The organism is Zooshikella ganghwensis DSM 15267, assembly GCF_000428585.1.
GTDB lineage: Bacteria > Pseudomonadota > Gammaproteobacteria > Pseudomonadales > Zooshikellaceae > Zooshikella > Zooshikella ganghwensis.
Map to the genome: position 1 here is coordinate 1 of NZ_AUAF01000042.1, position 18,164 is coordinate 18,164.

An 18,164-nucleotide genomic window follows, 5' to 3' on the forward strand; every position below is an offset into this window, starting at 1 on the left:
AGTTGGGGATATCAACATAAAACCGTTTGTCACGGGAAAGGGGAGTATGCTCGTGATGAAGATGGGGATGGTTTTCACGAAGTACATGTTAACACCATTGAAGGTTGTTGGTCATTACTACGCTCATGGTTAAGACCTCATCGAGGTATTTCTCAAGAAAAACTACCTTTTTATTTAGCATTATTTGAGTTTGTGTACAATATAAAGTGCCGAGGAAAAAGCTTACTTAATGATCTAATAGAGCTATTGATATAACCCCCTAGGAATCCATATAGAGCCTTAATATTTTGATTTGGAACATTAACTACACCTTGCAAAGTTGTCCAACGCCACCCAGGAACACTTTGTGTGCTAACAGGAATCCATTGATACTGACCACTAGTATTCACAATATAAAGATATGCATACAACGGCGTTGCACTGCTTATCCACGTATCAAAACTCAACTGGAAGTTTTCACCTGCTTTAATATGCTCTTTCACATCACCAATAGTACCAGTCCAGTAATAACCTGTATTTTTAACTTCCAATATTTGGCTGGCTCGGTTCCGATGATCGTAAGCATAGTTCAGTGAACTATAAAAGCTATTCCACCCAGACATTGATTTTGCAAAGTCATATGTAAAATCAATCTTCTGTTGTATATTAACGGGCGGATTCACCGTTGTTGTGTTTGTCGTATTCGACACCTTGGTAGGACGAAAAGAGACAAGCTGATCACTCATTTCTGATAATGCCCTACTCGCATCCGCAACATTACTGCTACCACAAGCGCGACCTTCACAGATATATTTTCTGGGATTAGAGAAAATCGGTTGCACATTCCATGTACCATACGCTGAAGGATAAGCCATCGGTGTATGGAATGAGTTATTTTCCCCCCAACCTCGACTAAATGTGAACGCACCTAAACTATGATAGTAAGGATTATAACCACTTTCATTATCCTGAGGTAATGAGTGGCGAAGCCCCATATTATGGCCTGTTTCGTGTGCAACTATATAAATATAGCAATTTACTGCTGACAGGTTATAACCATGATCCCCTCTTGCAGAATTACGGTAAAAAGAACCATCATTAGCGCCACTTGAAATCCAGCCAATACCACAAGATTCCCCAGGAGGGTTTTTATAAACAACGGAAACAATATCAGCACCATATTTATCACGTAACTGATTAATCCGCTGATCATAGCTTACTTGATTTAATGATTGATTAGTTGCTCGATTAAGATCACCAGCCCAGTCCACTTGCTGAATATGAACAATTCTAGCATCAAACCCTGCATCACTATTTTTTAGAGTACGATTAAAGTACTCTACAAAACTATTAATTCGAGCATTAATATCTCGACCTTCCCATGTTGTTGTCGCTTCAGGAGTATACAACAACATATCTAATGTTTTAGCTTCTGCAGTAGCTAGCATAGATAAGCATGAAAGCCCCACTGCGGCACTTAACCCAATCATTTTATTTTTTAATATTTTCATAGTTTCCCTCGAATTAGTATCGGCTTTTACTTGTGTTAGGAATGTTCATGTGTATGAACATTACTTTTTGTTAACTGGCTTTTATCCATTCCTGGAGGCAGAGCTTCTTCAACTTTGGGCTGGATCAAACCATCATTTTCATCAATAAACTGTTTTTTAGCGCGCTCTTTTTCATCAATTATTTTTGTTTTTCTTGTTTCATTATCAATAATAATAGTATAGGTTGAGCTAGCAGTAATAAGGGTAAGATGAGTATCAATTTTACCTTTGATTACAGAGGCACCTTGCGTTGTATTAGGAATATCACCACTTACAATGTCTATATCTCCAAATCCTTTTTTCTTGTTGGAAAAGGTCACTGTAAATGGAACCTGTTCTTGTGGTATTTGAAATGTAAGTGTTTGACCAGGTTGTAAAGAAGAAAAAACTATCGAATCAGTTTCCGTCTCATAATAAGTTAAACCTTCATCATCATAAGTCGGCTGCCACTCATCCAAGCTCCATAATGTGTTAGCCTCATAATGAGTGACCAACTGCTCCTTTTCTTCTTTCTTCTGACTCACTGTCTTTTCTTGTATAGGGGGCAAATCTAAACCCTGATTCCCCTCAAGCGTTTTTACATTTTTTTCACTTATTTCAATGGGGGTAGTTACACTATTCGAGCCAGTTAATTTAAAAAAGCCTATAATGGCGGAGCCAAAAACAAAGCCTACAACGGCTATAGCAATTTTTTTATGACGCATCCTTGTTACTCTTTATTACACATTGAGGGTAATTAATACACGCAATTTATACTAACTATTTCATAATCTTGTTTTGACGCTATTCTCAAAACAAAATGTATTTATAAAAATTATTGAAATATAATTATCGAGATTTATTTCTAATTTATATAACAAATGAGGATGAGTACTTATTAAGCCGCATCATGAGCAAGTGAAAAACTCATAATTGTCAGCATTATCCCTATTTTCAGATTTATAAGAATATTCTCAGTGTTTAACTTGAATCATCAGGGAGGTTAGAAATAGCTCTGCTGGCATACAATCATAAGCAGTAAAAATAATTCAGTATAATCTTATCATTAAAAATTATAATAAAGTCTTTTACATTCATGCATATAGAAGAATAATACAGGTCTAGCTATACCCTTTAATCATTGTTAGGGTTTGTTGCACATTAAATATACTGTGAATAACATGAAAAAAGACAAGCAAAAAGTAATCGGCGAGACACTAAGTGATGACCACCTGAAAACACTTCTTGAAGCCCGTCCCGCAGATGATACTCCGGTAGGTTACTATATTTTACTGCGAGCCTATCAAAGCTTACGAGAAGATGATTTCGCACGCTTCTTAGATTTTTTTGTCAAGGCTGGCTATGACATTAACGTTAAGAATCAGTCAGGGGAGGCGTTCTTGTCACTCTTGTGTCAGCATACTGAAGCTGCTCCTTATGTTGAAGCAATGGAAAAGATGGGTGCGACTCACAAATAAATACCTCCCATTTACAGTAAAAAGCAACAAAAAACGGCAAGTTCATACTTGCCGTTTTTTGTTGCTTAAGAGAAGCAGCAGAAGCCACTTACTCTTCTATTTTATGACATGCAACACGGTGCCCATCACGCGCGATCAGTTTTGGACGGTCACTGAAACAACGCTCATCACTAATAGGACAACGGGTACAGAAAACACAGCCTGCAGGTGGGTTGATAGGTGAAGGTAAATCACCTTCTAATAACTGTATTTGCTTATTACGTTCTTTTTCAGGATCAGGAACAGGTACAGCAGAAAGCAGTGCTTTGGTATAGGGGTGTAGAGGGTTATCATACAACTCGTGTCTTTCAGCGAGTTCAATCATATTCCCCAAATACATCACCATCACGCGGTCACTGATATGTTTTACAACACTCAGATCGTGCGCAATAAACACCAATGATAGCCCCATTTCATGTTGCAACTCTTTCAACAAGTTAACAACCTGAGCTTGTATAGAAACATCCAGTGCACTGACCGGCTCATCACACACTACCAATTTTGGCTCTAAAATAAGTGCTCGTGCGATACCAACACGCTGACATTGACCACCAGAAAATTCATGAGGATAACGGTTAATGACATTTTGTAGCAGGCCAACGCGCTTCATCATTGACTTCACTCTTTCCTCAACCTTCCTCCGAGAAAGGTGAGGATAAAAGCTTATCAAAGGCTCTGCAATGATCTCACCAATAGTCATTCTTGGATTTAATGAGGCTAGTGGGTCCTGAAATATAAATTGTAAGTCCTGACGTTTCACGCGTAGTTTTTTTTCATCAAGCTGGGTTAAATCTTGCCCTAACCAAAGTACTTGGCCATCTTGGGCAGGAATCAGCCCAATTAATGCTCTCGCTAATGTTGACTTACCACATCCCGACTCACCGACAACACCAAGTGTTTCGCCCTCATAAATATCAAAGCTCACACCATCAACAGCCTTCAAAACAGGCTTAGGCTCCCAAGGCCAGCGCCGTCCTTTATCTACCTGAAAATGCACTTTCAAATCACGGATTTGGGCAATAACATTTTGTGGCGCCATCATGCAACAGCCTCCTCGGTCAGGTGACAAGCACGTTGTTGATACTGATTAAATGTTGTTAAGGCGGGCTTCTCTGCTCGACACAGCTCTACAGCGTATTGGCAGCGCTCTTGAAATGGGCAACCTTTTGGTAAACTCAATAAATTGGGAGGATTACCGGGAATTGTCTGAAGCTCAGCCTGATCAAACTCCAAGTCAGGAATTGAAGCAAGTAGACCTTTTGTATAAGGATGTGTTGGCTTGTGGAAAACATCCTGAACAGAGCCATACTCCATCGTACGGCCTGCATACATTACCATGACTTTATCGCAAAGCCCTGCTACAACGCCTAAGTCATGAGTGATCATAATAATTGCTGTATTAAATTCCTTTTTCAGCTCCTGCAACAAAGTAATAATTTGAGCTTGAACCGTTACATCCAACGCGGTGGTAGGCTCATCCGCAATCAACAGTTTAGGACTGCATAATAAGGCCATTGCAATCATAACACGTTGACGCATTCCTCCTGAAAACTCATGAGGATACATATCAAAACGCTTTTTTGCTTCAGGGATTTTAACAGCATCTAATAAACGAATGGATTCAGCTTTTGCTTCCTGTTTCGTCATATTTTTATGAAGAATCAAGACCTCCATTAACTGCTTACCAATTTTCATATAAGGGTTAAGGCAAGTCATGGGATCCTGAAAAATCATCGCAATTTTTTCTGCACGAATTTTATTTAATGCTGAAGCAGGTAAGTTCAGGATATTTTGTCCTTCAAACTCAGCAGATCCTGATACTTTACCATTCTTGGCGAGTAACCCCATCAAAGAAAATGCCATTTGGCTTTTTCCTGAGCCTGACTCACCTACAATACCTAATGTTTCACCTTCAGATAAGGAGAACGTTAAATCATCTACTGCGGTTACTACACCATCATGCGTAGTAAACTGAACTTTTAAATTATTTACTGCCAGTAATGACATACTATCTTCTCCCTAGCGGTCTTTGGGGTCTAATGCATCACGCAAACCGTCACCAATAAAATTAAAACAAAATAGTGTCACTACTAGAAATCCAGCAGGGAACAATAATTGCCATGGGTATAAGTCCATGGTTTTACGACCTTCTGAAATAAGGGCACCCCAGCTCGTTTGTGGTTCTTGTATACCTAATCCCAGAAAACTCAAAAAAGACTCAAATAAAATCATACTTGGTACTAATAATGTTGCATAAACAACCACAACACCCAACACATTAGGAACAATATGTCGTGTTATTATTTTACTGGTACGCACACCACAAGCATGAGCCGCCTCAATAAACTCCTTATTTTTCATACTTAAGGTCTGTCCACGCACTATCCTGGCCATATCCAACCAAGACACCATACCTATCGCCACAAAAATGAGTAGAATATCCCGCCCAAAAAATGTCACCAATAATATGACAAAAAACATAAAAGGAAATGAGTTCAAGACTTCAAGAGTACGCATCATCAAGTTATCGACTTTCCCTCCTACAAAGCCAGAAATAGCGCCATAAAGGGTGCCAAAAATAACCGCCACTAATGCACCAGAAACCCCAACAAGCATCGATATTTGTCCACCCATCATTGTGCGAACAAAGAGGTCTCTACCTAAACTATCTGTGCCAAAGTAATGGCCATCATCCATTGATGGTGCTACATCCATTGCCCCCCAGTCTGTATCATCATAAGCATATTCACTAATACTGGGACCAATAAATGTCATTATGGTAATTAATAACAATAAAATTAAGCTAGAAATAGCTGCTTTATTTTTAATGAAACGAATCCAGGCATCTTGCCATAAACTTCGCCCTTTTACTTCTGAAGCCTCTACCAGGTTATCCAATGCATCAATTTTTTTGGTTAGCGTTAACATGTGTTTATCTCTTCTCTCACCGGCATTATTTTTTGCCTTTCACTGATAACTCGACTTTGGCCATTTAGAAGCTAAGGCATTGCAGGTAAAGCAATACTGTTAGTGGTTATAACCTGAATTAACTCATGTCTAATGAAAACCATGATATGAATTAATTCTAACCCGTTGTTTCTAATAGCTTATTTTTAGCCGTCATGTGTATTCAATAATGGCCAAAGCCGAGTGATAACAGTCACTCCCTTGAGTATTCTGTCCACCTCAGTGAAGACATATTGTTTTATGCATAACGAATTTTAGGGTCGATAAGTCCATATAAAATATCGACAATAGCATTAAAACTAATTGTTAAAACACCGATTAAAATGGTTAATCCCATCACCATTGAGTAATCACGATTTAGCGCACCATTCACAAACAGCTGACCAACGCCACCAATATTAAAAATGGTTTCAATGACAACTGATCCAGTAATAATACCGACAAATGCAGGACCTAAATAAGATACAACAGGTAACAACGTCGGACGTAATGCATGGCGAAAAATAATATAGCTACCCGGCAACCCTTTTGCACGCGCTGTTCGAATATAATTACTGTTTAATACTTCAATCATACTCCCACGTGTTATACGCGCTATCGCAGCAATGTAGTGTGTTGCCATTGCAATAACAGGCAAAATCATGTATTTAAACTGTCCATCGTTCCAGCCACCTGCTGGAAGCCATCGATACATAATGGCAAATACCAACACCATAAGCGGTGCCAACACAAAGTTTGGAATGACTACCCCTGTCATAGCTACTGTCATACTTGTATAGTCAATCCAAGTATTTTGTCTGATGGCAGCCACAACCCCAAATGTCACCCCAAAAACCAATGCGACAATAAAAGACGCAATACCTAGCTTGGCTGAAACAGGAAACGCCTGCGCTAATAACTCATTAACGGTATAGTCCTTATACTTAAATGAAGGGCCTAGATCTCCTTGTAATAAATTTCCAAGATAAATAAAAAACTGTTTCCAGACTGGTTCATTTAAATGATATTTTGCTTCAATATTTGCAAGCACTTCAGCAGGGAGTGCTCTTTCAGAGGTAAATGGACTTCCTGGTGCGGAATGCATCAGAAAAAAAGAAATGGCAATCAAAATTAATAAGGTGGGCACAGCAATAACAAGTCTGCGCATAATTAGCTTTAACATAAACTGATCCCGCCGTAGCAATTGCTGGCCAGTTTTTATTCTAAAAATGTTAAATTATTAAATAAAAGTCTGAACCAGCGCTTATCACTATAACGATTTTTTAAGTCCTATAACCAGCAAGTTAGCTCAATAACAAATAGTTTTTACTATTATTACTGAGCCAACGTCTATGGTTATTCTCCTTTTATAACCTCGTTATAGATATACTTTATATTATTAGTGTTTGATGATGTAATAATCTTTTGAATAAATATTATTCAGTGGATCTTGGTTTTGATAACCACCAACAAACGGCTTAACAAGACGGGCTGTTACATCATGATAAATGGGCGCAATAGGCATATCACGGGCAAGCAGTTGCTCTGCTTTCATGTAAAACTCACCAGGATTTTCAGCTTTAATCGCACTAACAAGCAACTGGTCATACTCAGGATTATTATACTTTGGATCATTCAAAGTGTTTTTAGAGGTCATTAAATCAAGCATTGTTGATGCTTCATTGTAATCACCATTCCAGCCTGCCCTAGCCACTTCAAAATTACCTAAACGCTTATTATCGAGGTAGGTTTTCCATTCCTGATTTTCAAGTGAAACTTTAGCACCTAATGTTTTTTTCCACATAGATGCAATAGCTACTGCAATCTTTTTATGATTGTCATCTGTATTGTACAACAGCGTGAAAGACAACGGCTTATCTTTTGAGTATCCGGCTTCAGCTAATAATTTTTTCGCCATTTCATTGCGTTCTTTCTGAGATAACTTAGCAATTTTATTCTCAGGTGCTTTAAACCCATCAATATTAGCAGGTGTAAGATTGAAGGTTGGTATCTGGCCCATACCTAGGATTTTGTCAGTAATAATGGACCGATCAATGGCTAATGATAACGCTTTTCTTACTTTGACATTATCAAATGGTTTTTTACGTGTGTAGAAACTGTAGTAGTAAGTTGATGCCTGACCGGTAATGTGTAACTCGTCAGCCATGTCTTTTTTAATACGTTTAAACTGCTCAATAGGTAACCGCTCATAGGTCAGATGTACTTCATTTGCACGGTAACGATCAAGCTCAGCATTGCGCTCTTGAATAGGTAAAAAGACAACTTCGTTTAATACAGTTTGCTTATTGTTCCAGTAATTTGGATTACGCTCTACGACAATTTTTTCGTTAACCACCCAGCTCTTTAACTTAAATGCACCGTTAGATACCATTTTTCCGGGGCGAGTCCACTGATCTCCAAGCTTTTCTATTACTTTCTTAGGTACTGGGTATGTGGTCGTATGCACCATCATTTTAACAAAGTAAGGTAAAGGCTTCTCCAAGGTTACTTGGAAAGTATGATCATCAACCGCTTTTACGCCTAATTTAGACTTATCTTCTTTGCCATTGATAATAGCACCTGCATTTTTGATGGCCGCTAGCTCAAAGTACCACGCATAATTAGAGGCTAATTTAGGGTCAACTCCACGCTGAAAAGCATATACAAAGTCTTCAGCAGTCACAGGATCGCCATTAGACCAACGCGCATCCTGGCGTAACTTGAAGGTATACACCATCTTATCTTCACTTACATCCCAGCTTTCAGCTACTCCTGGTATTACACTGCCATCCTGAGCATTAGAAACAAGCCCTTCAAACAAATCCCGCGCAATAGCTGAACCAGGTGTTCCTTCAATTTTTTGAGGATCGATAGAAGCAGGTTCTGAACCATTGCCCCGAACTAACCGCTGCTCTTCATCCAACTTAACCCCTTCTGGAACGATGGCAGCCTGTGCGGCAATGCCTACACACAGAAAAGACATACACACAGCACGTGAAATCTTTTTTAATATCATAGTCAAGACTCCTATTGGCAAAACAAACGCAATCAACTTTTCATTATGTTTTCATTATTTTGGCGTTTACTACGCAATACCCATAGAGAGTCATAATTAGCGGGCCAAGCTTCTGTTCAGAAAAGACAGTCGCGTTTGACTAAATTAAAAAGTGCTGACTGTGCCAAAAGTAAGTAATGTAGCCAATTTATGGATTACTTCCTGAGTGACTGAATAGCAGCCCCCTGGCAACAAGACGAAACACTCCCTCTAATAATGACTAGCACAAGGGTACAAGCTTCAGATTAAATCCTCTGAAAGCTCATCGGTACACAACCTATTCATCTCTTTTTATAAAATAAAACACATCCAAAATAAACAATCTGTTACATTCTAGATAATTATTATACAGTCAGCAAACTAAGTTTACTAAAGGCGAGTGAGGTATAATGCTCAAAATAAAGATTTATCTAATATATACCCATCTTGTCGGGTACCTAGAACACTAGGTTGCCATGTTTACTTAAGGTTGTTTTTCTCGTAAGAAAGGAAAATAAACATCAAAAAACTTCACTAAAACTAACTCAGTTTAATCTGGGAAGCTCTCCTTTTAATAATTAGAAGAATCTAATTTAGGTGAGCTAAAATAAAAAAGCAGCGAACAAGTCACTGCTATAAAAAGATAACAACTTGGAAGGAGTTAACACTTTCTATTCATTGCATAAAGGATGCCAGGTTGATCTGCCATACATTAAACTTTAGATCCAAGAGTAAAAGGGAAATGAAAAATACGCGTATATCCCTAGCGCACTACGATAATTGAGCTTAGTCAGCACAAATATAATTTTTCAATTTGGCTAAAAAACTAACTACAGCCATCCCCTGAAAATACAAACTTATCCTTGTTAGATGCCCAATAAAGGCGCAATGTGATCTGTAATAGGGCACAAAAAAGGCCCTTTTCGGGCCTGATTAATCATTAATCACTTAAATAGCGTTTCTTTAAATTTATTTTCATCAAACTCACAACCTAAATAATCTACGATTGATTGCAGGTCTTTTTCAGCATTATCTAAACAACTAGTCCCACCTGGAGATGGCGTCATATTAAAAATAATGCCTTTTTCTTTAATTTTAGCCTCTCCCATCAATAGCTGTTTTTTCTCTTTATCAATCAACTGTGGCCTTACACCACCAAATCCTTTAGCAAAAGAAACATCAGCCAATGTCAAAGAGGGAACAATTTTTTGGGCATCTTTTAAGAATAATCTGCGCCGCACATAAGGTACTTCAAATAACATATTTTTAAAAATATAATTACGAATATCAGGTACTTTTAATAAATCCCAAAATACTTTAACGACAGCACTATCCAGTCGAAGTACTTTAAAAAAGTCTAAAATAGTACTGGGATTATAACGCTCCAACATGGGTAACAGTAGCGCGGTTGGTCCAAAACGTGTTTTGCCATCAACTAATACGTCAGGATCACCATGAATTGCTGCAAACGGGAGTTTATCATTTTGAACAGTATAGACTTTTCCATTTAATACCTTAGGGGTGAAGTAAAAGCTCCCCGCCATTGGCATACAAGAAAAGTTTAAGCCATACCCCATTTTCTGCGCATAGAGCAAACTATGCCCACAAGCAGAAACAACAACAAACTTTGCATAATAATCGCCTTTGTCAGTAACAACTCTAAATCGTTCACCATCTCGACGAATGTCCTCAACTTTTGTACCCAAGCAAATATCAATTGACTTATCCTGAGCCTGCTTGGCTTGTGCTACAAAAGAGCGAGAGAGTGTGGCGTAATCGACAGCGGTGTACTCATCAACAGCACCTAATGCTGCCAGTTCTTCTGGCCGTTCTCGACCATTGATATTAACAACACTTGGCTCAACTTTGGCAATATCACTTTTCTCAAACAACTCCATACTGGGAAAGTGATGCTTAAACACATCATAGCGTTCGCGCAGAAACTGGCTTTCCTTAGCTCCAACACCGAGTACCATTTTGGGGTACTTGAATACGATTTGCTCATACTCTTCTTTTGGTAGCTGCAAAGCATAGGTTCTAAGCATATCGGCAGCACGTTTGACGACAATTGCCTTTTCTAAGCTATAGTTGGTCTCGATATCACCACAATGGATTGTCTGACTGTTATTGCTGCCCTTGGAGCTCACCTGAGCCAAGTCATAATACTTCTCAACTAAACAAATAGACTTAAGGTTGGTAAATTTTGCAAGTTCATAGAGGAGTGCGGTACCGGATACGCCACCGCCAACGATCAATACATCATGGGTATGTACAGTCATAACTGCTTCGGCTCTCTAAGGTGCTTTTAGTATGTTTATAGCTTCACGCGTTGAGATTGCTGTGACTTGATAAGTACAGCGCTTTTATTATACCGAAATCAAACCCATTTGACTGCGTGTTCCCATTGATATTAAAAATGGTGAGTATAAATCTAACTTATTCTTATATACGTACTCGAAGTACTAGTAATGTGATCCCCTATTAACGGTTACTCTCAGATAGTCCTTAAACTTGATGTATTGACTGCCTGACAAGAAATAAGCTTTTGATATTCAGCAGCTCATAAATTAAGCCACATATTAGAACTTGCTCTTAGTCAAAATGAGACATAGAACAAAATTATTTAGCAAGATGCCACATACATAACTGGTATAATACGCTCCACAAAACGACCAATAACGGCCATTATTTGACGGCTTTTATTTTAGTTAAGGCAAACCTTATATAAACTAAAGGTCTTATCTGCAGTCTTTTAGTGATGTACTGCCCTTTAGAAAAGTGTCTTGATAGACTGTACTTCCAATCACACTGTTAAAAGTAACGCAGTTATCTGACAAGGCAGAAATTAAGGCTGGCAATAACATGAGGGCACTTCTTAAGCAAACAATGATAGCTTATCACAGCTATTACATGTTTAAATTATGACCAGCCTTTTGTATTACTCAGGAGCATTCTTCTACTAAAAAGCAACTTAATAGCAATAAGCTGTCTTATTTACTGCTTATGGCCTGTTAACACGACACAAACAACAGCCAACATTTAGGTATAACTCAATTTGCTATCTGGGCCAGACATTGTCAAACGCAATTAATACGTCAACTCCAACGTCCATATCACAGACACCTTCTGTCTGGCAAAGTATACGTTTACCAATTGCCTATAAACTCGCTTTTATTCTGACCTTAACAATGACTGTTGGTATGGCCATCATGGGCACAGTGATCACTACCAATCAGTACCGACTCATGAAAGAGCAAGTTGATGATTTTGGTACCACCATCGTTAACCAGCTTGCGGCTGCAGCACAAGAACCCCTATTTACCGATGATCTCGTCGGGCTAAAGGTGTTAACTAACAACCTCTCAAATGAGTCAGATATAAAAGGTGTGGCCGTATACACCAATAATGGTGAGTTGATGGTCGCCCAAGGCTATATTCCACAAGCCTCTGTCAAAAATTTACTCACCGAGGATAACCGCCTACCCAATGATACTTTTCGTGTCGAGTGGAAAAAGCCTGGAAGTCATTCTGAAAAAGCGGAAATGGTTGCTTTTGTTAGTGCTATCCAATTTCAGGATGTTGTTGCAGGTTATGCGATGGTTAGCTTCAGTCAAGTTCGCATGTTTGAAGTGGTTCGCAGCTCAGTAAAAGGGATTATCCTCACCACCGTGATCCTGTCATTACTGATGAGCTTTATTGCCATTGTAATGGGACGCCGTCTATCAAGACCCATTCATAGCCTGATGAATGCAGCTTCTGAAGCACTAAGCCATGGCAGAGAAGAAAAAAACACTGCTTTATCACAGGATGAGCTTAGTTATCTCGCTGCCAGCATGAAAACGCTAGCGAAAGGTTTTGGTGAGCGCTCACAGATTGAGTCTATTTTTTCTCGCTTCGTCTCAAAAAGCGTGGCAACACAGTTGTTAGAAAAAATGGATGAAGTCACCATTGGCGGTGGCCAGCAGGTCGAAGCAACTGTCGTTTTTGTCGACATTGTTGGTTTTACCAGCTTATCAGAAAATATGTCCCCCAAAGATGTGGCTGCCATGCTCAATGAGTATTTCAGTTTCTTTTATGAGTGTAGTACAGCGTTTTTGGGCATTGTCGATAAGTTTATTGGCGACTGTGCAATGGTCGTATTTGGTACACCAACCCCAGATGCCAACCATCGTTTAAATGCCATTGCCTATGCTGTTGCAGTACAAAAATTGATTCGCGTGGTGAATAAAAAACGACAAGAGAATGGTTTATTCCCTGTTAATGTACGAATTGGAATGAACTGTGGTTTAATGCTAGCAGGTTTACTTGGTGCTAATGAACGCCTGGAGTATACCGTCATTGGCGATGCGGTTAACTTAGCCTCTCGCTTAGCTGACAAAGCTGGTTCTGGGCAAATCATTATCCCTTCCAGCATTTATGAACATCCAACAGTAAAAGACAAAGTTTGCGTACAGCACCATGGCAGTTTATCGCTTAAAGGTAAAGCAACAGAAATTGAAGCTTTTCGCGTGACCAATCTCACAGGAGAATATCACGAGACAATGCGAGAATTAGTCAAAAAGATTCTCCATGAGGCGCAAGACCAATGAGATACTCGTCATTTCGCTTCCCTATTTTAATTGTATTATGCTGTATACAGCTTGCAGGGTGCAGATTACCTCAAGCTTTTCTCACTTACAGAGAAAAACCTCCCTACCCCACACAAAATATTGAGACGTTAACTGCAGAAGCAGAAGCATCTGCCGCCAATCAAAAGTGGCATACAGCGCTTACCCGCTATGAGCAAGCGTTAATGCTCAAGCCTGATGATGAAAAACTGCAGGCTGCTTTTGAACAAACACGATCACAACGTGATATACATATCACTAAACTACAGAACCGACTTTATTTATTACAAGCTACGGTACTGAGTGATGAAATAAGCTTACTTGAAGAAATGGCTGAAGCTGATCCAACCAATTTACATATTCGCCAACAGCTCAAATCAGCCAAAGCCAAACAAGGTGAGCTTTATTATTTCTTATTACAATGTGCAGATAATGCCGTCGTTTTAAAACGTTCCCAACGTGGACTCGCCTGCTTGCATTTGGCAAACAAGTTACCCTATCACACAGCAGACGAAGAGCGCATTGCATCGCTTAAAAAGCAGTTAACCCAAATTGCCACACAAGAACAGCAAGAGGCTCTCGCGGCACGCGCCCCCGTTAAACCATTGCAGGCAGAGCGTCTGGCTGAGCAAGCAGAGCAACGTCAACAAGAAAATCAACAAAGTAAAAAAGCGGCGAATAACGTCAAGCAGCTGAGTAAACTTCAGGAACGTTTTTCTTTGGCATTACAGCGACAAGACTTTTTGTCTGCCCAGTCCCTATTCAGTGAAATTGAGAAAATGGCACCCAATGATCCTGACCTTAAAAAACAGCGAAAAGCGCTAAAACAACAAACCCAATACTATGTTCAAGCTCAAACCCAAAAAGGCATTGAGCTATACAGTACTGGCTACCCAGAGCAAGCGCTTGAAACCTGGAAACCACTTTTAAAACTGTCACCCAAGAGCCAGGAACTTCATAATCACATTGATCGAGCCAAACGCTTTCTCAAAAAACTAAACCAGTTGCAAAAAGATAATCACGATGACATTACTATTCAGTAGTGTTTTACGCTAACTCACAACTATAAAACCACCAAAGATAGAAAAACCCAACGCAAAGCACAAAGTGATAAATTTCACATAAAAGGCTAAAACAGTGTCTAAAGTGAGTGACCTGACGTTTAATCAGTCTCTCTGTTTTTTATACTGCTACAATATTCACTTTGCTGTGGGTATAGTGTGTTTAAATAAAGATGATTATGATCTAAAAGCAATCTCCAATGCTTTTTTAACCTCTATCTAAAACACTACCTTAGTGTTTTGATTTTTACTTAAATGGCGAAAGCTACACAATGTGTTTGTTAAGACTGACATAGCGATGAACTAGTATGATGAAAAGAACGATATCTGCAGTATGCCTGGGTTTATCCATACTACTTACCATGACTGGCTGCGTCTTGTCTCCTCAGCAAATTAATGTCAACCCTACAATTACTCTGCCAACACGTGTACCTGTTGTTCAGCGCACAGTAATGGTTAATGTTGAGGATAGTCGTCCTACTAAAGTGCTTGGTACACGAGGTGGGCTATACGATAAAACAAGCACAATCACCATTCAAAATGACCTGTCGAGAGCTATCAAACACGCTGTAGAGCAAGGTTTACTGCAAATGGAAATGCAAATCGACAACCAAAACCCCAGTGTCAAATTCAATGTTTACATTGATGAAATAAACTACGATACACCAGATAGTAACTACGTAACTCAAGTTAATGTTTCAGCCACCGTTAAGGCTGTTATCGAAATTGGTTTAAAACGATACACCGGCCGTTATCAATCTTCAGCTAAACACCGTGTTGTAAAAGCACCTTCTGATGTGAAAAACCAAGAGATTATTAATGATCTGTTAAATGACGGCTTAAGTCGCATGTTTAACGACCAAAGCTTGATTCGGTTTATGCGTTCAAACCCATAGCTGCTAATTAAAGTCAGGCACCATTATCGAGCTAGTCCTGCTTTGATACTGGTGCCCAATCATTTACCTTTTTACTATACCCTTCACGAATGATTTCTAGGTTTTGTTATCTTCACTCCTCACCCCAATCACCTATTAATATAGGCTCATGGGACTTCGTCACTCGATGGCCGCACCTAAAAACAATTCGTATTGGGTATATTAACCCTAACCTTTAATTCTAGACAGCTTGGCAGGCGACTTTTGCCACCATGCCGCTAACACCTCTGCCCAAGTCTCATGATCATTAAGACAAGGAATCAGCGTTAATGACTCGCCTCCTGCAGCCTTAAATATTTCCTCACCTTGTATAGCAATTTCTTCTAGTGTTTCCAGGCAGTCAGATACAAAGGCAGGACACATAACCAGCAGTTTTTTTACACCCTGCTCTGCCAATGAAACCAACTGCTTATTAGTGTAAGGCTCCAACCATTTTGCTTTACCCAGGCGAGACTGAAAAGCAACAGAGTATTTGTCTTGCTCAATGCCTGCTTTTGCAACAAAGGCCGCAGTGGTCTTCAGGACCTGAGCACGATAACAAGTTAAGTGTGCAACTGAGCTTTGTTGGCAACAATCAGCTGAAGACAAACAGTGAGAACCTGTCGGATCATCTTTTCGAATATGTCGCTCTGGTACACCATGATAGCTAAATAGCAAGTGATCATAAGACTGCTGTAAAAATGGCTTAGCAACGTCATACAAAGCACCAATATAAGCCTCATCTTCATAAAACACGGGGTGAACATAAACAGGTAAGCGTATATCTTGGTCTCGTGTAATACGCTCCAGCTCAACAACACATGTTTTAACCGTAGACATTGCATAATGCGGATAAAGAGGTACAACCAATATTTCTGTCACATCAGGTCGGCTCGCTAAGCTTATGAGCTCCTGCTCAATACTAGGAGAGCCATAGCGCATAGCATAACGCACACATACTGCTCGTGTTTTATTTGCTAATTGTTCGGTTAAACGCTCCGTTAATACTTTTAATGGTGACCCTTCGGGCCACCAAATACTTGCATAAGCCCCAGCAGACTGCTTAGGGCGACGCGGCAGTACAAAACAGCTGACGATTAACCGACGCAACAGATAAGGTAGGTCAATAACATACTTATCCATCAAAAATTGATTTAAGTAACGACGAACATCACTGACTGATGGCGAATCAGGTGAGCCAAGATTCACTAAAAGTACTGCACGTCCTTCCATTCATAGTCCTCAGTTGGCAAATGACTTTGTATTATTAGGAGCACCCTTCAGCACAAGATAACCAATAACACCTGAGAGTAAGGAGCCAAATAAAATACCAATACGATCTGTCATTAGATAATCACCACCAACTTGTTCAAATGCCAGTGAACCAATAAACAAGCTCATAGTAAAACCAATACCACACAACAGAGAAACCCCATACAACTGTCGCCACGTTGCATGACTAGGTAGTTTTGCCAGCCCAAGCTTAATTAAAGCCCAGGTAAAACCAAATACACCTAGTTGTTTACCAATAAAAAGTCCGCCAATAACACCTAAAGGAATGGGATCAGTGACTGATTTTAAGTCTGTCATGCTTAGGCCAACACCCGCATTTGCAAAAGCAAAAATAGGCAAAATAGCAAAAGCAACCCAACTATGAAGTCCCGTTTCAAGCTTATGTAAGGGCGAAAGGACTGTGTGGTCTCCCGTTCTTAATGGTACAGTAAACGCAATAAGCACGCCTGCTAGCGTTGCATGAACACCAGACTTTAACACACAGACCCACATAATGGTTCCCACAACCATGTATGGCCCTAAACGCAACACTTTAAAGCGATTAAGCAGCACTAATATCACTAGGCAAATTGAAGCAGCAATTATCGACTCGATTGATAAATCACTAGAGTAAAATAACGCAATAATAATAATGGCCCCTAAATCGTCAATAATTGCCAGAGCCATTAAAAAGATTTTTAATGAAGGAGGAACACGACTGCCTAATAGAGAGAGCACACCTAACGCAAATGCAATATCAGTTGCAGCTGGTATAGCCCACCCCTGAAGTGCCAAAGGGTCTTGGTAATTCATCGCGGCATAAATCGCAGCAGGTACAACCATACCTCCCACTGCAGCTACCGAAGGCAAGAGCACTTTACTGGGAGAAGATAACTCCCCTGACAAAAACTCTCGCTTTACCTCAAGCCCAACAACCAGGAAAAAAACAGCCATCAAGCCATCATTAATCCACAACAAAATGGGTTTATCGACACCCAGTGTGCCAATTTTAATCACTAGTTCAACAGAGAGAAGCTGGTCATAATAGTAAGAAAGTGGTGAGTTAACACAAATCAGTGCCAAAATAGCAGCAACCACCATAATTATGCCGCCCGCTGACTCTGTATGTAAAAAGTGCTTTATTTTTTCAATCATTGATACCCCTGAATAAACAACACCGGAAACCTATAGTTAGCATCTTAAGCTATATTAAAAAACCAGCATATATTAACAAGACAAATAGGTACTTACCTTTATGCTGTTCATTATCACAGCACTGTTGCAATCTGAAGATTCTGGAGATTC

At 39.5% G+C, this 18,164-nt stretch carries 14 protein-coding genes; 4 read left to right on the forward strand and 10 right to left on the reverse strand.

The window, feature by feature from the left end; translation table 11 throughout:
- Positions 1–170: 170 nt before the first annotated feature.
- Together F607_RS32770 and F607_RS0111300 are read right to left on the reverse strand one after the other, a co-directional pair.
- Complete coding sequence (locus F607_RS32770) at positions 171–1,490, reverse strand: zinc-dependent metalloprotease family protein (RefSeq protein WP_051311347.1); 1,320 nt, start codon at positions 1,488–1,490, stop codon at positions 171–173.
- Positions 1,491–1,525: 35 nt separating this feature from the next.
- Positions 1,526–2,233: a hypothetical protein gene (locus tag F607_RS0111300; RefSeq protein WP_027708174.1), complete on the reverse strand. Its 708-nt coding sequence runs from the start codon at positions 2,231–2,233 to the stop codon at positions 1,526–1,528.
- Between the two features lie 456 nt (positions 2,234–2,689).
- On the opposite strand from F607_RS0111300, the gene F607_RS0111305 reads away from it, so the two are divergent.
- Positions 2,690–2,986 (forward strand): PA4642 family protein, encoded by a 297-nt coding sequence (locus F607_RS0111305; protein WP_027708175.1) that lies wholly within the window; start codon positions 2,690–2,692, stop codon positions 2,984–2,986.
- Between the two features lie 88 nt (positions 2,987–3,074).
- On the opposite strand, the gene oppF is transcribed toward F607_RS0111305, so the two are convergent.
- The 6 genes from oppF to F607_RS0111335 form a co-directional block, all read right to left on the reverse strand.
- On the reverse strand, positions 3,075–4,064 hold the full coding sequence (gene oppF, locus F607_RS0111310) for a murein tripeptide/oligopeptide ABC transporter ATP binding protein OppF (protein ID WP_407704228.1): 990 nt from the start codon (positions 4,062–4,064) through the stop codon (positions 3,075–3,077).
- Positions 4,064–5,032, reverse strand: coding sequence for an oligopeptide ABC transporter ATP-binding protein OppD (gene oppD / locus F607_RS0111315; RefSeq protein WP_027708177.1), 969 nt, complete (start codon positions 5,030–5,032; stop codon positions 4,064–4,066). Before oppD ends, oppF begins: the two co-directional genes overlap by 1 nt.
- 12 nt (positions 5,033–5,044) lie before the next feature.
- Positions 5,045–5,953 (reverse strand): oligopeptide ABC transporter permease OppC, encoded by a 909-nt coding sequence (oppC, locus tag F607_RS0111320; RefSeq protein ID WP_027708178.1) that lies wholly within the window; start codon positions 5,951–5,953, stop codon positions 5,045–5,047.
- A gap of 277 nt (positions 5,954–6,230) precedes the next feature.
- Positions 6,231–7,154, reverse strand: a complete 924-nt coding sequence (oppB, locus tag F607_RS0111325) for an oligopeptide ABC transporter permease OppB (protein WP_027708179.1) — start codon at positions 7,152–7,154, stop codon at positions 6,231–6,233.
- Positions 7,155–7,370: 216 nt separating this feature from the next.
- A complete protein-coding gene (locus F607_RS0111330; RefSeq protein WP_027708180.1) occupies positions 7,371–8,987 on the reverse strand; it encodes an ABC transporter substrate-binding protein in 1,617 nt (538 codons plus the stop codon).
- Positions 8,988–9,949: 962 nt separating this feature from the next.
- Positions 9,950–11,284 carry an FAD-dependent oxidoreductase gene (locus F607_RS0111335; protein ID WP_027708181.1) on the reverse strand — a complete coding sequence of 445 codons (1,335 nt, stop codon included), beginning with the start codon at positions 11,282–11,284 and terminating at the stop codon, positions 9,950–9,952.
- Between the two features lie 795 nt (positions 11,285–12,079).
- Between F607_RS0111335 and F607_RS0111340 the strand changes: the two genes are divergently transcribed.
- The 3 genes from F607_RS0111340 (at position 12,080) to F607_RS0111350 (ending at position 15,569) form a co-directional block, all read left to right on the forward strand.
- Entirely contained in the window at positions 12,080–13,594 is a 1,515-nt protein-coding gene (locus F607_RS0111340; RefSeq protein ID WP_027708182.1) for an adenylate/guanylate cyclase domain-containing protein, read from the forward strand.
- Entirely contained in the window at positions 13,591–14,655 is a 1,065-nt protein-coding gene (locus tag F607_RS0111345) for a tetratricopeptide repeat protein (RefSeq protein WP_027708183.1), read from the forward strand. Before F607_RS0111340 ends, F607_RS0111345 begins: the two co-directional genes overlap by 4 nt.
- A gap of 326 nt (positions 14,656–14,981) precedes the next feature.
- A complete protein-coding gene (locus tag F607_RS0111350; RefSeq protein WP_084611211.1) occupies positions 14,982–15,569 on the forward strand; it encodes a YajG family lipoprotein in 588 nt (195 codons plus the stop codon).
- Between the two features lie 207 nt (positions 15,570–15,776).
- Here F607_RS0111350 and hemH read toward each other — a convergent pair whose 3' ends face one another.
- Both hemH and nhaA read right to left on the reverse strand, forming a co-directional pair.
- Positions 15,777–16,820 carry a ferrochelatase gene (gene hemH / locus F607_RS0111355; protein WP_027708185.1) on the reverse strand — a complete coding sequence of 348 codons (1,044 nt, stop codon included), beginning with the start codon at positions 16,818–16,820 and terminating at the stop codon, positions 15,777–15,779.
- 9 nt (positions 16,821–16,829) lie between these two features.
- On the reverse strand, positions 16,830–18,014 hold the full coding sequence (nhaA, locus tag F607_RS29310) for a Na+/H+ antiporter NhaA (RefSeq protein WP_051311349.1): 1,185 nt from the start codon (positions 18,012–18,014) through the stop codon (positions 16,830–16,832).
- Positions 18,015–18,164 lie beyond the last annotated feature (150 nt).